The 18995-nt window shown below is 61.5% G+C and carries 15 protein-coding genes and 1 pseudogene; 9 read left to right on the plus strand and 7 right to left on the minus strand.

Annotated elements, in window-relative coordinates; genetic code table 11:
* Positions 1-125: 125 nt before the first annotated feature.
* The 4 genes and pseudogenes from PQR27_RS25910 to PQR27_RS25925 form a co-directional block, all read right to left on the minus strand.
* A pseudogene (locus tag PQR27_RS25910) lies at positions 126-905 on the minus strand (Tn3 family transposase); the annotation flags it as partial.
* A gap of 57 nt (positions 906-962) precedes the next feature.
* Positions 963-1677, minus strand: a protein-coding gene (locus tag PQR27_RS25915; protein WP_408526466.1) for an IS6 family transposase whose coding sequence is annotated in 2 segments (ribosomal slippage) — positions 963-1404 and positions 1403-1677 — 717 coding nt in all. Because the reading frame shifts where the segments join, the coding sequence is not laid out codon by codon here.
* Positions 1678-1996: 319 nt separating this feature from the next.
* Positions 1997-2455: a GNAT family N-acetyltransferase gene (locus PQR27_RS25920; protein WP_408526467.1), complete on the minus strand. Its 459-nt coding sequence runs from the start codon at positions 2453-2455 to the stop codon at positions 1997-1999.
* 231 nt (positions 2456-2686) lie between these two features.
* A complete protein-coding gene (locus PQR27_RS25925; protein WP_408526468.1) occupies positions 2687-3556 on the minus strand; it encodes a LysR substrate-binding domain-containing protein in 870 nt (289 codons plus the stop codon).
* A gap of 255 nt (positions 3557-3811) precedes the next feature.
* Between PQR27_RS25925 and PQR27_RS25930 the strand changes: the two genes are divergently transcribed.
* The 9 genes from PQR27_RS25930 (at position 3812) to PQR27_RS25970 (ending at position 13848) form a co-directional block, all read left to right on the plus strand.
* Positions 3812-5512, plus strand: a complete 1701-nt coding sequence (locus PQR27_RS25930) for a 5-guanidino-2-oxopentanoate decarboxylase (RefSeq protein WP_408526469.1) — start codon at positions 3812-3814, stop codon at positions 5510-5512.
* Positions 5509-6996, plus strand: coding sequence for an aldehyde dehydrogenase family protein (locus PQR27_RS25935; RefSeq protein ID WP_408526470.1), 1488 nt, complete (start codon positions 5509-5511; stop codon positions 6994-6996). Before PQR27_RS25930 ends, PQR27_RS25935 begins: the two co-directional genes overlap by 4 nt.
* Positions 6997-7007: 11 nt before the next feature.
* Complete coding sequence (gene speB / locus PQR27_RS25940; protein ID WP_408526471.1) at positions 7008-7979, plus strand: agmatinase; 972 nt, start codon at positions 7008-7010, stop codon at positions 7977-7979.
* Between the two features lie 382 nt (positions 7980-8361).
* Positions 8362-9186 (plus strand): transporter substrate-binding domain-containing protein, encoded by an 825-nt coding sequence (locus PQR27_RS25945; RefSeq protein ID WP_408526472.1) that lies wholly within the window; start codon positions 8362-8364, stop codon positions 9184-9186.
* A gap of 46 nt (positions 9187-9232) precedes the next feature.
* A complete protein-coding gene (locus PQR27_RS25950; protein ID WP_408526473.1) occupies positions 9233-9985 on the plus strand; it encodes an amino acid ABC transporter permease in 753 nt (250 codons plus the stop codon).
* Positions 9982-10638 carry an amino acid ABC transporter permease gene (locus tag PQR27_RS25955; protein WP_408526474.1) on the plus strand — a complete coding sequence of 219 codons (657 nt, stop codon included), beginning with the start codon at positions 9982-9984 and terminating at the stop codon, positions 10636-10638. The genes PQR27_RS25950 and PQR27_RS25955 overlap by 4 nt, the downstream gene beginning before the upstream one ends.
* A gap of 218 nt (positions 10639-10856) precedes the next feature.
* Positions 10857-11582, plus strand: a complete 726-nt coding sequence (locus tag PQR27_RS25960; protein ID WP_408526475.1) for an amino acid ABC transporter ATP-binding protein — start codon at positions 10857-10859, stop codon at positions 11580-11582.
* 738 nt (positions 11583-12320) lie between these two features.
* On the plus strand, positions 12321-12989 hold the full coding sequence (locus PQR27_RS25965) for an MlaC/ttg2D family ABC transporter substrate-binding protein (RefSeq protein WP_408526476.1): 669 nt from the start codon (positions 12321-12323) through the stop codon (positions 12987-12989).
* 124 nt (positions 12990-13113) lie between these two features.
* Positions 13114-13848 carry an IS6 family transposase gene (locus PQR27_RS25970; RefSeq protein ID WP_408526477.1) on the plus strand — a complete coding sequence of 245 codons (735 nt, stop codon included), beginning with the start codon at positions 13114-13116 and terminating at the stop codon, positions 13846-13848.
* A gap of 55 nt (positions 13849-13903) precedes the next feature.
* On the opposite strand, the gene PQR27_RS25975 is transcribed toward PQR27_RS25970, so the two are convergent.
* The 3 genes from PQR27_RS25975 to PQR27_RS25985 are packed head-to-tail and all read right to left on the minus strand — an operon-like array spanning position 13904 to position 18986.
* The gene (locus PQR27_RS25975) at positions 13904-14254 is read right to left on the minus strand and encodes a copper-binding protein (RefSeq protein ID WP_408526478.1); all 351 of its coding nucleotides are present in this window, start codon (positions 14252-14254) and stop codon (positions 13904-13906) included.
* Complete coding sequence (locus PQR27_RS25980; protein ID WP_408526479.1) at positions 14251-17460, minus strand: efflux RND transporter permease subunit; 3210 nt, start codon at positions 17458-17460, stop codon at positions 14251-14253. Before PQR27_RS25980 ends, PQR27_RS25975 begins: the two co-directional genes overlap by 4 nt.
* Positions 17457-18986, minus strand: a complete 1530-nt coding sequence (locus PQR27_RS25985; protein ID WP_408526480.1) for an efflux RND transporter periplasmic adaptor subunit — start codon at positions 18984-18986, stop codon at positions 17457-17459. The genes PQR27_RS25980 and PQR27_RS25985 overlap by 4 nt, the downstream gene beginning before the upstream one ends.
* Between the last annotated feature and the right edge of the window lie 9 nt (positions 18987-18995).

The following is an 18995-nucleotide window of genomic DNA, read 5'->3' on the forward strand; positions in this document are numbered from 1 at the left end:
CTTCCTGTCTGGTCGTTTTCGCTTTTTGATCTCCCGGCCAGAGTGGTCGCGCGGCGGAGTGCCGATCGCCCCGCGCGCATCGGGCGAAACTCGAGTAGCGGCGCGCCGACGGAGATCACTGCGGATCAAGCTAGCCGTCGCTGCTTCGCATTTAGGTCGGCGACGCTCGGCAGCAAATGATGCGCATAGCGTGCGATCGGGAAATCGAACGTTCCGCGCAGGTTGATGCCTTCGAGATGCGTCGGCGCGATGCGCCGCAAATCCGCCGCCTGAACGGCCTCTCCACTCACCGCCTCTATCTGGTCGACCGCACGCTGCATGTGGATCGTGTTCCACGCCATCACGGCATTGGTGAGCAGCGCCAGCGCCGAGGACACCGCCGAGAGCGAGTCATGGTGCCTGGCCAGTTCCAGCGGAATCTTGCCGATGTGGATCGCCCGCTGAACTGTATGTACCGCCTCCCCGCGATTGAGCACATGCTGCAATTCGGCGCGAAACGCCGGATTGGTGAGGTAGTCGATCAGGTAAATCGTCCGGAACAGCCGCCCGATATGGACACCGCCATCGTATACCGGCTGTCCGCGTGCGGCTGAACCGAAGCGCGCGAGCGCCTGCACTGCCGTGCATTGGCCGGTCTGCACCAAGGCGGCAACGCGAACGAACTCGTCCCAGATGCTCGTGATCAGATCCATCCGGACGTCGCGATCGGTGACGGCGATTAGTTCCACAGGGACTGTATGATGCTGCGGGACGTGCAAGCGCCGGTCACGGAGATGCGAGAGTCGCGGGCACAGGTCAAAGCCTAAAGCCCGTGCGAGCCCCATCGCATAGTCCGTATATCCATGGGTATCGACTGCAAGCGGGGCAACGTCGTCGGCACCGCTTTGGCGAATCACGCCCTCAATCGGCTGTGTCGCGATAACGGCGGCAAGGCAAGCAAATTTCGCGATGACAAGGAGTCCTTACGCCACCAACGAATAGAACTGATCGGCAGCGGTTCGGGTGACGCCGCTGTCCTTCATCTGGCCTTTCCTGATCATATGCATCGTCTCAATGCCTGACAGGATGATGCGGGCACACCGGAAATCCTTGAAGCCCATCATGGGCCTGGTTCGGCGTTTGATCGCCCGATGATCCTGCTCTACGATGTTGTTCAGATACTTCACCTGCCGGACCTTGATGGGCGTTTCCCGCTCGGCGTTGATGGCCTGGAGGGCGGCCAGATTCGCCCCGCTTTTATCCATGGTCACGATCTCGGGCGTCCCGTTCCGATCGATGGCTTTCTCGAAGTAACGGCGTGCTGCCGCCTTGTCGCGATGCGCGCGCAACAGGAAATCGACCGTATTGCCGGCCTTGTCCACCGCGCGATACAAGTACTTCCACTGGCCGCCCACCTTGACGTAATTCATCCATCCTCCAGCTCTTGCCGACCAGACGTTTGTGCTTGCGAAAGGCCTTCTCGAACAACGGTACGAGTTTGATCACCCAGCGATGCACGCTCGAATGGTCGACATCGAAACCCCGTTCGGCCATCATTTCCTCGAGATTTCGCAAGCTCAGCGAGTAGGCCACATACCACCGCACGCACAGAAGTATCATGTCCAGAGGATAGTGCAGGCGCTTGAGTACCTTCGCTACGCCGGCGGGCAGGGTTTGTCTCGCAGTCGCCTTCTTCATCTCACGCTTCACTTCGGGCAAATATCAACTTCGATTTTACTCCTGCCCCTTAGCGCGACAAAACCATCCAATGTGCATTGGCAAGATCTTGTCCGCCCTCGCTCAATGGCCGGTCTCCGGTGAGCAAATAGCCGGTGGCACTGCCTCAAACCGGCCAGGAACCGACGGTCACCGAAGTCGCGCTCTATGACCGCTCTTCGGCTGCAAACCGACGAACGCGATCCAACAAAGTTGTTAAATCGACGACTCCAACGGATGTTCGTCCGAACAACTCCGCGGCTGGTACATACAAGGGCACGTTCAACATATTCGCCGTGATCTACAAGATAAGCTTGTAGCCCTCATGGCTCGCAACGAAGCCAAGTTTTTCATAGAAACGGTGCGCGTCAGGACGGCCCTTTTCAGTTGTCAGTTGGACTAGTTTGCAACCTCGTGATTTGCACTCCGAGATCGCCCATTCGAACATCTGCTGGCCTAGCCCCGTGCTACGGAAGGGCGCAGCGATTCGGACCGCTTCGATCTGCCCCCGCCACGCGCCCCTTCGAGCGATCCCCGGTATGAACGAAATTTGCAGTGTGCCAATCACTGTTTCTCCATCGATGGCGACCACGAGACGCTGGCTCGGGTCAACTTCTATTGCTTTAAAAGCGGCAACGTACCTTTCGTCCAAGGGTGAGCTAACGGTCTCTCGTTGACTGCCAAGCTCATCGTCCGCCAACAATCCAACGATTGCAGGTAGGTCCGCCGGTAGCGCCGTTCGGAAAATGATGGGATTCATGTCTCAACCGTGAGCAGTGGGGTTCGAGGGAAGGTGAAGTATATCGAGCGTTCGCGCGATCGCCCATCTCCGCTCGTGAGTGGGAGAAACTCTCATCTGACGATCGAGACGAACTGGTTACCGTAGGCGCCGTATTGCTTTGCTTGTCGGTTCGGCGCGACCATCCCCGGAAGGGGTAAGTCGGAGGTCAGTGTTGGCAAATGGACCTTACGCTGCTTCCCGTCGTCAAGCCTACCCGTTAGCCCCGATCCACTCGCGAAACAGGTTCACCTTGTGCTGGTGCGCGAGGCAATCCGGATAGACGAAATAATAGCGAGCGCCTGTCGTCAGCACGATGTTGAACGGCATCGCGAGGCGCTTCGACGCGACATCCTCGCTGACAAGGGAGCAGTCACTGATCGCAACGCCGAAACCCTGGGTCGCCGCGTTCGTCGCAAGGTCCAGCGTTTCAAAACTTTGACCGAGATCGGCATCGATCTGAGAGGCATCGGCATGCGCGAGCCACATCTTCCAGTCGCGGTGGTCACGCGTCGGGTGCAGGAGCGTATGCCGGGCAAGATCGGTCACGCTGTCGAGCGGCGTAGCCTCAAGCAACGACGGCGCGCAAACAGGCGTCAGTTGTTCTTCGAACAGAGCAATCGAATGAACGCCGACGCCCGGCGACGAGCCATAGATGATCGCCGCGTCGAACGGCTCGACCTGGAAATCGACGTCGTGCTGCCATGTGGTCGTCAGTTGCAATTGAATGTCAGGATACTCGGCCTGAAAGCGCATGATCTTCGGCAGGATCCAACGCATCAGGCAGGTGGGTACCTTCAGCGCAAGGTCGGTGCGCTGCCGGGTTAGCCGCAGCGAAATCTCCTCGATGCGCGCGAAGCTCTCTTTCACTGTCGGCAGTAGCTGTTCGCCCTCCATCGTCAGTACGAGCCCCTTCGCGTGCCGCGTGAACAGAGCAAATCCGTAGTACTCCTCCAGCGACTGGATCTGCCGACTCACGGCACCCTGCGTCAGACACAGATAATCGGCAGCGCGCGTGAAACTGCGGTGGCGCGCCACAGTTTCAAAGATATGCAGCGCGTTCAGAGGCGGCAGGCGGCGCATCGTCGTTCCCTTCCACCATTTGGAAAAGTCATGACGGCCGGATGTACTTCCCGGCTCGCTTTCTATTATATGCACCAGACAAATCCGCCGATTCGTCTGAACATATCGCTGTCCTGATTACGGTCATGAGCAAGGGACATGGCGATCATGCAAATCGATCGTTTGCCGCGGACACGTCACGGAACAAGAATGGGTCACCACGCAAAACTCCGGAGACAAGCATGCACCGGCAACCGATCAATTCGCAGGGGTCTCATGAATTATCCTGAAACGGCCTCGCTCTTCGGCCACGCAGACGGGCACCATCAGCACCGGCCGACGATTACGCAGACCTGTGGTGAAGCGCTCGTGACGCTGCTCGAACACTACGGCATCCAACTGGTGTTCGGCATTCCCGGCGTCCACACCGTCGAGCTCTATCGTGGGCTCGCAGCGTCGACGCTGCGGCACGTCACACCACGCCACGAGCAGGGTGCCGGATTCATGGCCGACGGCTATGCGCGCGTTACTGGCAAGCCCGGCGTGTGCTTCGTCATCACCGGGCCGGGCATGACGAATATCGCGACTGCGATGGCGCAGGCTTATGCCGATTCGATTCCGATGCTCGTGATTTCCAGCGTCAACGCTACGCGCCAGCTCGGCGGCGGCGCCGGCCGCCTGCACGAACTGCCGTCGCAGCGTGGCGTATTCGCCGGGCTCACCGCGTTTTCCCACACGCTGCTGAACGCGGACGAACTGCCACAAGTGCTAGCCCGCGCGTTTGCGGTGTTCGCGAGCGAGCGGCCGCGGCCGGTCCACATCGAAATTCCACTCGACGTGATCGTCGCGCCGGCTCGCGGGATGACAGCCGGCCCGGTGGTGCTCCCCGCCAAGCCCGCAGGCTCACCGGCCGCGCTCGACGCCGCCGCTGCGTTGCTAGCTGGCGCGCGACGTCCGCTGATCCTGGCCGGCGGCGGGGCTATCGAGGCCGCCTCCGAATTGCGCGCGCTGGCAGAACGTCTGCAGGCGCCGGTGGCGCTGACCATCAATGCGAAGGGGCTCTTGCCGCGTGGCCATGCGCTGTCGATCGGCTCGACCCAGTCGCTTCCCGCGACGCGCGCGCTGGTGTGCGAGGCCGACGTGGTGCTAGCGGTCGGCACCGAACTCGGCGAGACCGACTACGACGTTGTGTTCGACGACGGGTTCGCCATCGACGGGAAGCTGGTCAGAGTCGACATTGATGCCCAGCAGGCCATGCGCAATTTCCCGCCCGACGTGGCGATCGCGGCCGACGCGAAGCTCGCGCTCGCCGTGCTCAACGCCAGGCTGGCGACGCGCCCCCTGCCGCCGCGCGATGCCGGCTGGGGTGCGTCACGCGTGAGTGCGGTTCGCGCCGCCGTCAATACCGGCTACGACGCCGCGATTCGCTCGCAGGCGGCGCTCTTCGATACCGTATCGGACACGCTACCCGACGCGGTTATCGTGGGCGATTCGACGCGCCCTGTCTACGCCGGGAATTTCGTCTTCGAGGCGGCCGTGTCCAGATCGTGGTTCAACTCGTCGACGGGTTACGGCACCCTCGGCTACGGATTGCCGGCCGCTATCGGCGCGCGGCTTGCGTCCGGCAACCGGCCCGTGATCTGCCTGATCGGCGACGGTGGGCTGCAGTTCACACTGCCGGAACTCGCGAGCGCGGTCGAAGCCGCCGTGCCGGTGATCGTGCTCCTGTGGAATAACCGAGGCTATGCCGAAATCAGAAAATATATGGTCGACCGCGCTATCGAGCCGATCGCCGTCGACATCTACACGCCTGACTTCCTCGCCCTCGCGCACGGTTTCGGCTGCTACGCAGCATCGGCCGATACGCCGGCCCTGCTCGCGGAGGAACTGAAGCAGGCCGCGGGACGGCGCGTGCCCACTCTGATCGAAATCGACGAACAGAAGTGGTTCGACCACGTGCCGGGAGAACAGGCATGAACGCGCGGAACAATACGCAGTTCCGGACGCAGCTCTATATTGACGGCCGCTGGGTCGACGGCGCACTGGGCCGGACGGTTGCCGCGGTGAACCCTGCGACCGGGGCCCACCTGGCCGACGTGGCCGCGGGCACCGCCCACGACGTCGAGCTGGCAGTGACCGCCGCGGCCCGCGCGTTTCGCGCGTGGCGGCAAACGACCGGCGCTAAGCGCGCACGCTACCTGCGTGCAATCGTGGCGGAAGTCGAGACGCGGCGCGCGCGTCTCGCGATGCTGCAATCGCTGAACAACGGCAAGCCGCAAGAAGAGGCACAGATGGACGTCGACGACGTGATCGGGACGTTCCGCTACTACGCCCAACTGGCCGAACGTCTGGACGACGTGACCGGCGAAGACGTCAGCATTCCAGGCATCGAGCACCACGCGCGGATTTGCCGTGAACCGAGCGGCGTAGTCGCGTTGATCGTGCCGTGGAATTTCCCGATGGTGACGACGGCGTGGAAGCTCGCTCCGGCGCTCGCGGCTGGCTGCACGGTCGTGTTCAAGCCGTCCGAAATCACGCCGCTGCCGGAGCTCGAACTGGCCTCGATCATCGCATCTGTCGACTTGCCGGCGGGCGTTTTCAATGCGGTGACGGGCACCGGTGCCGACGTCGGCGCGCCGCTCGTCGCGCATTCCGGGGTCAGGAAAGTGTCATTTACCGGTAGCACGGGCGTCGGCCAGACCGTCATGAAGACTGCCGCCGACACGTTGAAGGGCGTGAGTCTCGAACTCGGGGGCAAGTCGTCGATCATGGTTTTCGACGATGTCGACGTCGACCTGGCGCTCACCCTGATCGAGGCAGGCGGCTTCTTCAACAGTGGCCAGATGTGCTCCGCGACGAGCCGGGTGCTGGTGGCGCGTGAACTCGCCCCCGCGTTGCTGCCCAGGCTTGTCGAGCGCGCGGAGCGGACCGTCGTAGGCGATCCGTTTGCGCCGGGTGTGCAGATGGGGCCGCTCGTGAATCGTGCCCAATTCGAACGGGTACGCTGCCATATCGAACAGGGTATTGCCGACGGTGCACGGCTCGTAACCGGTGGCGGCCGGCCAGCCGGCGCGCCAGAGCAGGGCTTTTTCATCGCGCCAACGATTTTTGCCGACGTGCCGCCGACGAGCGCTTTGTGGCGTGACGAGATTTTTGGCCCAGTCCTGTGCGTGCGCGTGTTCGACACCGAACAGGACGCCATTGAGCTCGCTAATGACAGCGAGTACGGGCTGGTGGCAACGGTTGTCACCGCCGACGAGGCACGCGGCGAACGGGTCGCTCGGGCGCTGCAAGCCGGCGTGGTATGGGTCAATACGCCCCAACTGATCTATCCGCAAACCTCGTGGGGCGGCTACAAGCGCAGCAGTATGGGGCGCGAACTTGGCCCATTCGGGCTTGCCGCCTTCCAGGAAATCAAGCAGGTGCTGACGCTTCGTCAGCCAATCGGCCAGTCTGTTTAAAAGGATTTGCGATGAAGCACGATAACTCCTCCGACAACCCGTTCAACCAGCCGCTCGGCGGTAACCAGATGCCGCGCTTCGCGGGCCCGGCAACGATGATGCGCCTGCCAACCGCGACGTCGACCGAGGGACTCGATGCATGTTTCGTCGGCGTGCCGCTCGACACCGGCACGTCAAACCGTTCGGGCGCGCGGTTCGGGCCGCGCGCGATACGTGCCGAATCGTGTCTGCTGCGCCCGTACAACATGGCGACCCGCGCGGCGCCCTACGACAGTATCCAGGTAGCCGACATCGGCGACGTCGCGATCAACCCGTTCAACCTGCAAAAGAGTATGGGCATCGTCACCGAAGCGTATGACGAGATCCTTGCACATGGCTGTGTGCCCCTCACGATGGGCGGCGACCACACGATCGTGCTACCGATCCTGCGCGCGATGAAAAAGAAATACGGACCGGTCGGCGTTGTTCACGTCGACGCCCATGCGGATGTGAACGACACAATGTTCGGCGAAAAGATCGCGCATGGCACGCCGTTTCGGCGCGCGATCGAAGAAGGGCTGATCGATGGCAACCGCGTGGCGCAGATCGGCCTCCGCGGCACCGGCTATACGGCGGAGGACTTCGACTGGTCGAGATCGCACGGCATACGTGTCGTGCAGGCCGAGGAATGCTGGTACAAGTCGGTCGCGCCGCTCATGGACGAGGTGCGCGCGAAACTGGGCGACGGTCCGGTGTATCTGAGCTTCGACATCGACGGCCTGGACCCGAGTTTCGCACCCGGCACGGGCACGCCGGAAATCGGCGGCCTGACGATATGGCAAGCGCTCGAAATCATCCGTGGCTGCCGTGGGCTGGACATCGTGGGCTGCGACCTGGTGGAGATTTCGCCGCCGTACGACCCGTCCGGCAATACCGCACTGGTCGGTGCGAACCTGCTCTATGAAATGTTGTGCGTGCTGCCGAAGGTGAAGTACCGGACGTAACGTGTGAATCTGGGCCGCGCGGCGGACTCGCCCCCCGGCTCCGCTTCGCTCAGTCCAGGCCGGGGCGCCACCCACACCCCACATGCCGTTTCCTGCAACACCATGGATCAAGGCCGCCAGGCTATGCACGCTCGTCATGACACACATGTCCATATTTCGCTTGTGACGACCTTCTCGCAGTCCTAAAGTCAGTGCATACGCGACGCAATATAAGCGCTCATTCGGTAAATAGATCGGATGCCTAAGTTATAGACCAATGGAGGCAGCAATGAAAAAATTCACCATAGCTATACGGTCAGCGAATTCGTCGCGGACTTCATCGGTCTCGGCAACATCTTGCCGGTGACGTACAACACCCCACGTTTTCACTAGAGGAACAACCATGACTATCCTTCAGCCCACCACCCTGCGATCGAGACGTGTCTTCGCCATGGCCGCCGCGACGCTGGCGTTCACTGGCATCTCCGTGCTGTCGGCATTCGCGCCGGCCGCGCACGCCGATGCACTGGACTCGATCTCCAAATCCGGCGTGGTTCGGATCGGCGTCTTCGAAGACTATCCGCCGTTCGGCTCGATCGGCCCAGACATGAAGCCGCAAGGCTATGACATCGACGTCGCCAACCTGATCGGCCGTGCGCTCAACGCCAAGGTCGAACTCGTTCAGGTGACGGGCGACAACCGCATGGCCTATCTTGCCGACCGCAAGGCCGACATGCTGCTCTCCGTCGGCCAGACGCCCGAGCGCGAGAAAGTGATCGACTTCTCGCAGCCGTACGCACCGTACTACCTCGCAGTATTCGGCCCGAAGAGCCTCGTCGTCAAAAACGCCAACGACCTCGCCGGCAGGACCATTTCAGTAGCCCGCGGCACGCTGGAAGACCTGAGCGTCACCAAAGTCGCGCCGCCGAGCGCCACGATCAAACGTTTCGACGATCCGAACGGAGCTATTTCCGCATTCCTCTCCGGACAGGTGCAGTTGATGGTGGTCGGCAACGACGTGGGTGCGACGATCCTCGCGCGCCATCCGGCGAACGATCCGGAGCAGAAGTTTGCACTGTTCAGCTCGCCGGATCACGTCGGTCTGAACAAGAACGAGCCGCGTCTGCAGCAGAAGGTCAATGAGACTATTGCCCACGCCCGCAAGGACGGCACGATGAATGCGATTTCGGAAAAGTGGCTGCGTGCGCCGCTTCCGGCCGATCTTTGACGACCGGCTTTCCCGATCGGCCTTCCCTGACCACGAGCAATATGCCATGACCTATGCGTTCGATTTCAGCGGCTTCGGCTTCTACGCGGGCATGCTCGCGCATGGTGTCGCGGTTACCCTTGGGCTCACTGCGGTGTCCACCGTGCTGGGTAGCGTCGTCGGTATCACGGGCGCCAGCGTCAGCGTCGCCGGGCCTCGTTGGGCCCGCACGCTGGTCGCCAGTTACGTCGAGTTGATTCGGAACACGCCGTTCATCGTGCAGCTGTTCTTTGTATTCTTCGGGCTGCCGGGTCTCGGTGTCCGCATCGATGAAGTGCAGGCCGCGATCCTCGCAATGACGGTCAATCTCGGCGCTTACGCGACGGAGATCGTGCGTGCGGGTATCGACTCGATTCCGCGCGGCCAGCTGCAGGCCGCGCAGGCTCTGGGTTTGCGTGGACGGCAAGTGTTTCGCTACGTGGTGCTGCCGCAGGCACTGGCCAATGTGTTTCCGGCGCTCCTGAGCCAGGTGCTGATTGTGATGCTCGGTTCCGCTGTGGTGTCGCAAATATCGGTACCCGACTTGACGTATGTGGCCAACTTCATCCAGTCGCGCAACTTCCGCTCATTCGAGAGCTATCTGATCATCACCGCGACCTATCTACTGTTGTCGATCCTGTTGCGGCAGTTGCTAAACCGGCTCGGGCGTGGACTCTTTGCGGGACGCAAGCCACGCACGCCCGATGCGCGGCGAACCTGGCGGACACGGTGGTTCGCCTGGCGTCGTATGCCCACGCTGACAACGGAGCGTCCACAATGAACGAATTTACCCTGTGGGATATCGCGCGCAATCTGCTGCTCGCCGCGCGCTGGACGGTGTTGCTCTCACTGATCGCGTTTGTCTGCGGCGGGGCCGTCGGCCTCCTGCTACTCGCGATGCGGGTCTCACCGCTGCCGTGGCTGCGCCGTGTGGTCGTGGTCTATGTCGAACTGTTTCAGGGCACGCCGTTGCTGATGCAACTGTTCCTCGCGTTTTTCGGCCTGCCGTTACTGGGCGTGGACGTGTCGGCATGGGTTGCCGCCACCGTCACGCTGACGCTCTACACCAGCGCGTATCTCTCCGATATCTGGCGCGGCTGCGTCGAAGCGGTGCCGCGCGGACAGTGGGCAGCGGGCGCGAGTCTCGGCATGACGTTCGGCCAGCAACTGCGCTATATCGTGTGGCCGCAGGCGAGGAAGATCGCGGTCGCGCCGACCGTGGGTTTTCTGGTGCAGGTGGTCAAGAGCACGGCGTTGACGTCGATCATCGGTTTCACCGAATTGACGAAGACCGGCACGATGATCACCAACACAGCGTTCCGCCCGTTTCCGATCTACGGAATGGTCGCGCTGCTGTACTTCGCGATGTGCTATCCGCTGACGTGGTATGCGCGCCGGCTGGAGCAGGTGCAACGCGCGCAGGCGCGCCGGTGACGATGCCCTGGACGCGGGACGTCCTTGTACCCATGTCGACGCTGCCTTGTCGTCGCAGTTGCATCGCAGCAGTCCAGCGACGATCTGAAGCTTGCCGCTTCAGGCTGCTCGCCCTGGCACCTACTCAAACAGATCAGTATGGGTCTCGCCTGGTAAAAATGCCGGGCTTCCCGCTTCGTGGCGTGTTCCACGGAATCCAACAAGGAGTGAATTTCACAATGATCTCAATCAACAATGTTTCAAAGTGGTACGGGCATTTCCAGGTGCTGAGCGGCTGCACGACGGAAGTCAGAAGGGGGGAAGTGGTGGTGGTGTGCGGACCGTCGGGCTCCGGCAAGTCGACGCTGATCAAAGCGGTGAACGGCCTCGAGCCGTTCCAGAAGGGCGAGATCAGGATCGACGGCCAGTCGGTCGGCGACAAGAAGACCAACCTGTCGAAGCTGCGTGCGAAAGTCGGCATGGTGTTCCAGCACTTCGAGCTGTTCCCACACCTGTCAATCACCGAAAATTTGACGCTTGCGCAAATCAAGGTGCTCGGCCGTTCGAAGGACGAAGCCGCCGCGAAGGCGCAGAAGCTGCTGGATCGCGTCGGCCTGCGCGCGCATGCTGACAAGTTTCCAGGGCAATTGTCAGGCGGTCAGCAGCAGCGTGTGGCGATTGCGCGTGCCCTGTCGATGGACCCTATCGCGATGCTGTTCGATGAACCGACCTCGGCGCTCGATCCGGAAATGATCAACGAAGTGCTCGACGTTATGGTCGAGCTCGCTCAGGAAGGGATGACGATGATGTGCGTCACGCACGAAATGGGCTTTGCGAAGAAGGTCGCACACCGCGTGATTTTCATGGACGGTGGTCTGATTGTCGAAGACGACCGTAAGGAAGATTTCTTCGCGAACCCGAAATCAGATCGCGCAAAGGATTTTCTCGCGAAGATACTGCACTAATGTCCCCGTCACTCAGGACGGGTGAAGAACTGTTTATTGAATACCTGCTGGCTGCTGACGATCCACTGGATGAGGACGTCCGGACCCAATACGCGTGCCGATGCGACAGTGGCATGCCGGGTGGCATAGGTGGCGACCGGGCTGCACAACAACCGGTTTCACTATGCCGGCGCGCTGCGACTTGCCGCCGGTCGTGGCACGGGCGAGGCGAGCAGCGCAAGCGGCACGCCATGGCAACTCACCCTGGCGACGAGAGCCGCGCCGAAGCGTAGAACGCATTAAATCTATCCGCCCGGTTTGCTGGTGTCAGTTGGATTTGTTCGGACGAGTTGACAGGTCTATTTCCAGTGCCAACAGCTCGGCCCGCGAAAAAGCCCTGGCCCTGACCAATCGATCTTCGCCGTCGAGGCGTCAACATCGAATGGTCGTCGAAACACTGCCGTTGTTCTCATGACCGCCGTCGGAGGCATGAGCTATCGATGACGTTTCTGTGGAGCAGGTCGAGCGACCGTTCGATCCTTTGCGCGAACACTCCGCATCGGGCTGAGCAAAATCGCGTGTCCAAGACGATAGTAGGGACCGTGCTGATATATTGGCGGAACCGCCCCTGGATGCCCGCGCAATCCATCAGCAGGCCCTTGGTATGCCAGCGTCGCCGCATGAGCAGCGAAGCGCCGCGCGAACCGTGCCATCACCGCTCCGGCGGTCTACGGGCCCTTCTCGGAATCGAGGTTTGCGATGAAGCACTTCTGTCGAAGCACCGTTGTCGGTTCCGCGTTCGTCGCATCGCTGGCCATTGGGGTCGGCATCGGGTCGCTGTGCGCGCCTGAGCACGCCTGGTCCGCTCAAATCAACGACCAGACCGACCCGCAGACACTCATCCAGACCGTGACGCAGCAAATCCTGGACGAGGTGCGCCAGCAGGCGCTCACGCCGGACGACATCCCGCGCATCATGATTATCGTGAACCGGGACATCCTCCCATACGTCGACATTCGCCGCACCACGCAGTACGCGATGGGCCGCTTCTGGCGCACCGCGACACCCGAGCAACAGGACCAGGTGGTCGAGCAGTTCAAGCAGTTGCTTATCCACACGTATTCCGGCGCGCTCGCGCTGGTCGGCACGGATCAGAAATTCGAGTACCCGCCTTCGCCCGCCGAGTCGAGCGGCACCGACGCCGTGGTGCGCACAATCGCGCCAGGCAAAAACGGTCAAGTGCAGATCGACTACCGGCTGTACAAATCACCGCAGGGTTGGCGCGTCTACGACATGAACGTGCTCGGCGCGTGGCTCATCCAGACCTACCGTACGCAATTCAGCGACAAGATCCAGCAAAGCGGGGTCGATGGGCTGATCCAGTTTCTCACGGACCGCAACAAGCAACTTACGTCTGGCAATCAGTGACCGCGTGGCGGATTCTCGATGTAGGTCTGGACGTGCCCGTGGCCGACGGTCTTTTAACCTGGTTAGTGAGTGGAACTCGACAGGGCGCTGTCAGGTTGACGAGGCCGTGGCGTAAGATTAAGCAATGAAGAAAGCAAAATCGCTTTATCACGGTCATCGGTTCCCGGCAGCGGTCATCAGCCACGCGGTTCGCTGGTATTTCCGCTTCCAGTTGAATTTGCGCGACATTGAGGAACTCCTCTTCGAGCGCGGTGTGACCGTGACATACGAGACGATCCGATGCTGGTGCGACAAGTTTGGTCAGGGCTTTGCGCACCGGGTAAAAGCGGCGAGACGCAAGCCGGGTAGCACGTGGCACCTCGACGAAATGTTCGTCATGCTGCGTGGCGAACCGTATCTGCTGTGGCGTGCAGTCGACGAGCATGGTACCGAACTCGACATCCTGGTACAAAAGCGGCGCGACAAGGCCGCGGCCAAACGTTTTTTCAAGCGTGTGCTGCGCTCCAGCCCCGTGCCGCGCAAGATCGTCACCGATCAACTGCGCAGTTATCCCGCCGCAAAGGCCGAAATTCCGGAGTTGGTGGGCGTAAAGCACGTTCTCGTAAAAGCGGCTGCCCGGCTGAACAATCGAGCGGAGAACAGCCACCAACCGACGCGCGAACGCGAGCGTCGCATGCGCGGCTTTCGCGACCCGAAACGTACACAAAAATTTCTCTCGTGCTTCGGGCCGATACGGCAACACTTCACACTGAAGCGGCACTTGATAGGCGCCTCACTTTATCGCAAACAACTCGCAGCCCGGTTCGTTGCATGGCGCGAATTCGCCGAACTCGCCCAAAATCCGTCGACTGCCTTCTGACCAGTCGTCACATCTGTCGTAGTGCCGTCTCACTCTCGGCAAGTTGACAATGCCCTCAAGATTGCTTTTCCAGCTTTACGATGGTGAGGGTCCCGTTGATGCTTTCGATGCGAACCTTGACCTTGTCGCCTTCATGAACCCGCTTGACCATGGCTGCATCCTTTGCCTTGAATGCCATCGTCATCGCCGGCATGCCAACGTTGGTGAGCGCGCCGTGTTTCAGCGTGACCATGCCAGTGGCCGGGTCGATTTTCTTTACTTCCGCATCGGTAAGAGCGGCAGTCGATGACGTATTCGAACCCGAAGACTTCATCGACATGTTCATGCCCGCCATGTCATCACCAGCGAACGCCGGTGCAGCAACAATGGCACCAAGAACAACAGACGCAACAATCAACTTCTTCATTGGGTTTCTCCAGTTTGAGTAGTCGGCACTGTCGTGCCGGAAGGAACTGCATGGGGGAAAAGCGCCTGGCTTGCATGCCGCATACGACGACGCTGAAGCAGGAACCAGGCTGCGGGAATAACGAACATCGACAGAAGCGGCGCGGTGACCATGCCGCCGACCATCGGTGCGGCGATGCGCTGCATGATCTCCGACCCGGCGCCGTGTCCAATCATGATGGGGATGAGACCGGCGAGCACCACCGCCACTGTCATCGCCTTGGGCCGGACACGAAGCACCGCGCCTTCCCGAATTGCATCAAGCAGCAAAGCCTCGGTCAGCGGTTCGCCATCTTTCAGTCGGCGGTTAAGCGCGCTCTTCAGGTACAGCAGCATCACGACACCGAATTCCGCTGCGACACCCGCGAGCGCGATGAAGCCGACCGATGTGGCAACGGATACTGCGTGCCCCAGCATCCAGACAAGCCAGAAGCCGCCCACCAGCGCAAACGGCACTGTCGACATCAACAGCAGCGCGTCGGCCGCCGAGTCGAACGTAAGGAACAGCAGCACGAAGATGACGATGAGCGTCACCGGAATGACGGTGCGCAATTTTGCCGCCGCGCGCTCCAGGTACTCGAACTGACCCGACCACGCAATCGAGTACCCGGGCGGCAATACCACCTTCTCCGCAACGGCGTGTTGCATCGCCTTCACGGCAGACTGCAGGTCCGTATTGCGAATGTCGACGTAAACGAAACCTGAAAGCCGCGCATTCTCGCTGCGAATCGACGGCGGGCCGTCGGCAATGGCGATATGCGCGACGTCGCCAAGCTGGATTTGCGCGCCCCGGTCCGTGACGACTGGCAGTTGCCGCAACTTCTCAAGCGAGTCCCGCACCTCGCGTGGATAGCGGATATTGATTGGATAGCGCTCACGGCCGGCAATCACCTCGCCGACGTTTTCACCACCCACCGCCGACGATACGATCGACTGGATGTCTGCCACCGACAGCCCATAGCGCGCAGCAGCAAGCCGGTCAATATCCACGTCAATGTACCGGCCACCGTTGAGGCGCTCGGCGAGCGCGGAGGTTACACCCGGAACGTCCTTCACCGCTGCTTCGACCTGCGCCGCGACCCGGTCGATTTGCGTCAGGTCGGGGCCGGAAATCTTGACCCCGACGGGCGTCTTGATGCCCGTCGATAGCATGTCGATGCGGTTGCGGATAGGCGGCACCCATACATTCGACAGGCCCGGCACCCTCACCGTCCGGTCCAGTTCGTCGACCAGCTTTTCCGGCGTCATGCCGGCACGCCACTGGCTGCGCGGCTTGAACTGAATCGTCGTCTCGAACATCTCGAGGCCCGGTGCGGGGTCCGTGGCGGTGTCGGCGCGTCCCGATTTGCCGAACACGGTTGCCACCTCCGGCACAGTCTTGATGAGCCGGTCAGTCTGCTGCAGCAGTTCGCTCGCTTTCTCGGTAGAAATGCTCGGCAGCGCGGTCGGCATGTACAGCAGGTCGCCTTCGTCGAGTGGCGGCAGGAACTCTCCGCCGAGACGCGATACCGGCACCACGGTCGCAGCCAGTGCAACCACGGCAACCCCAATCGCAAGCCATGGATGTCGAAGCGTTGCCTCGAGCAGCGGCCTGTAGAGTCGAATCAGCATGCGGTTGATGGGATTGGCATTTTCATGCGGAATGCGGCCTCTGATGAGATACCCCATCAAGACAGGCACGAGCGTCACGGACAACCCGGCTGCGGCCGCAATCGTGTACGTCTTCGTGTACGCCAGCGGCGAGACGAGCCTGCCTTCCTGTCCTTCCAGCGAAAACACGGGAATAAAGGACAGCGTGATGATGAGCAGCGAAAAGAACAGCGCGGGCCCCACCTCGGCGGCGGACGTCGCAATCAGTTCCCAGCGCTGCGCGGCGGTTATCGACGTGTCCGGATGCTCATACTCGAACGCCTCCAGATGCTTGTGCGCGTTCTCGATCATCACGATGGCCGCGTCAATCATCGCGCCGATAGCAATCGCAATGCCGCCAAGCGACATCAGGTTCGCATTGATGCCCTGGCAGCGCATCACGATGAACGCGGCCAGTACGCCGAGCGGCAACGACAGGATGGCCACGAACGCACTGCGCAGATGAAACAGGAAGACCGCGCAGACCAGCGCGACGACAATGAACTCCTCGATGAGCTTGTCCTTGAGGTTGTCCACCGCGCGGTCGATGAGCTGCGAGCGGTCGTAAGTCGTGACAACCTCGACGCCAGGCGGCAGCGATCGCTTCAGGTCAGCGAGTTTTGCTTTCACCGCCTCGATGGTCGTCAAGGCGTTCTTGCCCGAACGCATGACGATGACGCCGCCCGCGACCTCTCCCTGACCATTCAGTTCAGCGATACCACGGCGCGTCTCGGGTCCAATCTGGATCCGCGCCACGTCGCCGAGCAGCACGGGCGTCCCCGCATCGTTCGTGCGCAGCACGACACGGCGGAAGTCATCTAGCGAATGAAGATAGCCGGAAGAACGGACCACATAGTCGGACTCGGCGAGTTCGACGACGGAGCCGCCTGATTCCTGGTTGGCCTTGCGCAGCGCGTCGGCCACCATTGTCTGGGTGATGCCGTACGCACGCAGTTTGTCCGGGTCGAGCACGACCTGGTACTGGCGCACCATGCCGCCTATTGACGCAACTTCGGATACGTCCGGCACCGACTTCAGCTCGAACTTCAGGAACCAGTCGTTCAGTGCGCGCAGTTGCCCGAGGTCATGCCGCGCGGTCCGGTCGACGAGTGCGTACTCGTACACCCAACCCACGCCGGTTGCATCCGGTCCGAGCGATACGGTCGCCCCCGGCGGCAGGCGACTTTGCACCTGGTTCAGATATTCGAGCACACGCGAGCGGGCCCAATACTGGTCGGTCCTGTCGTCGAATAACACGTAGACGAACGCATCGCCGAACGCCGAATAGGCACGGATGGCTTTTGCGCCCGGCACGCCAAGCAGCGTCGTGGTGAGCGGATACGTTACCTGGTCCTCGATGACCTGCGGTGCCTTGCCCGGATACGAGGCCTTGATGATGACCTGGGTGTCGGACAGATCGGGCAACGCATCGAGCGGCGTCTGGGTGACCGAATATACCCCCCACGCCGTGACGAGCAGCGTCGCCAGCAGGACCAGGAACCGGTTGTGAATGGACCAGCGGATGAGGCGCGCAATCATTGGGCACCTCTGGCGGGTTCCACCTTCGTCAACTGGTACCCATCACCGGACTGCCTGAAGACGAAGTGCACCGTCTGCCCTGCCTTCACATCCGGAAATGCATTGGGCGCCGGCTTGCTGAACGACATTGTCATTGCCGGCCAGTTCAGGGCCTGAACCGGCTGATGCGAAAACGTGATGTCTTGCGGCGTGACATTTTCGACCTTGCCGATAGTCTCGTACGTTCTCGCCGCCGGCGAAGCGGATGCCGGCGCTGAAGCGCCCGGACTCGCGCCCGCGCCACCTTCCAGTCGTGGCAGGACCGATTTCAGGCTAGCTTCCGAATCGATCAGGAACTGGCCAGAGGCGACGACCTGCTCGCCGTCATTCAAACCGCTCAACACCACGGTTTCGTTACCGACGTCGTTACCTACCGTGACAGTAACCGGCAGCAGGCGACCATCACCGTTTCTCGCGATGACGAGAGAGCGCTTGCCCGTCGTGATGACTGCTTCGGACGGGACGAGCAGACGCGAGACGGCCTTTTGTCCGCCGACACGCACACGCATCAACATGCCGGGCGTGAGCTTCAGCGCGGTGTTGTCGATTTCGAGGCGTGCCTGCAGCGTGCGGCTGCTGGCGTTGATGCCTGGCAGAATTTCACGAATCTGCCCGTTGAAGTGCTGTGTCGGGTCGCCGGAGAACGTGGCATCGACGGTCATGCCAGGTTGAGCGGTTAGCGCAAGTGACTCGGGAATCTCAACAATGAGCCAGAGCTTCGAGAGACCGGCGACCCTGGCAAGCGTCTGACCAGGCGTAACCTGTGCCCCGCTTCGCACGTTCAGTTCGCTCACAACGCCGGTTTCGGGCGACGAAAGAACGACATGTGTCTGAACCTTTCCGGTCCGGTCAAGGCTGGCGATAACGCCGTCTGGAATCGAGAGCGCGCGCATCCGCGCACGCGACGCTTCCAGCAAGCCCATATCCATGCCGCCGCGCTTGAGTGACAGATATTCTTCCTGCGGCGCAAGCCAGTCGGGCACGAACAGCGACGCTATCGGCGCCCCCTTGCCAATTCGCTGCATTGGGGCACTGGCGTACAAATGGTCGATGTATCCCGTGACGCGTGACTGCACGACGTTAGCCCGGGACTCGTCGAACTGCGTGGTGCCAACAGCGTCGAACCCTTCCGACGTCTCCTGGCGGCGAACGGTCGCGTAGCGGATGCCCAGATTCTGCTGCAGTCCCGGGTCGATGCTGATGCTTGCGGAGCCGCCTCCTTCGTCCGCGTAGACAGGCTCCAGTTGCATCTCCATGAAAGGCGACTTGCCCGGCTTGTCGAAGTGCTGGGCCGGAACCATCGGGTCGTGCCAGTACAGCACCTTGCGAGCTGTCTTCGGGTCGACCTTGTCGCTGGACCTTGCGGTGGCGACGGCACCTGCTCCATCTGACGCTGGACGATGCGAGCCAGCGACATAGCCGACACCGAGCAGCGCCGCTGCGGCAAACACCATCAGCGCTGCGCGTGCCAGTTGTTTTGTTTGCATGCTGTTCTC

Origin of the sequence: Paraburkholderia fungorum (genome assembly GCF_046027215.1) — a bacterium.
GTDB lineage: Bacteria > Pseudomonadota > Gammaproteobacteria > Burkholderiales > Burkholderiaceae > Paraburkholderia > Paraburkholderia fungorum_D.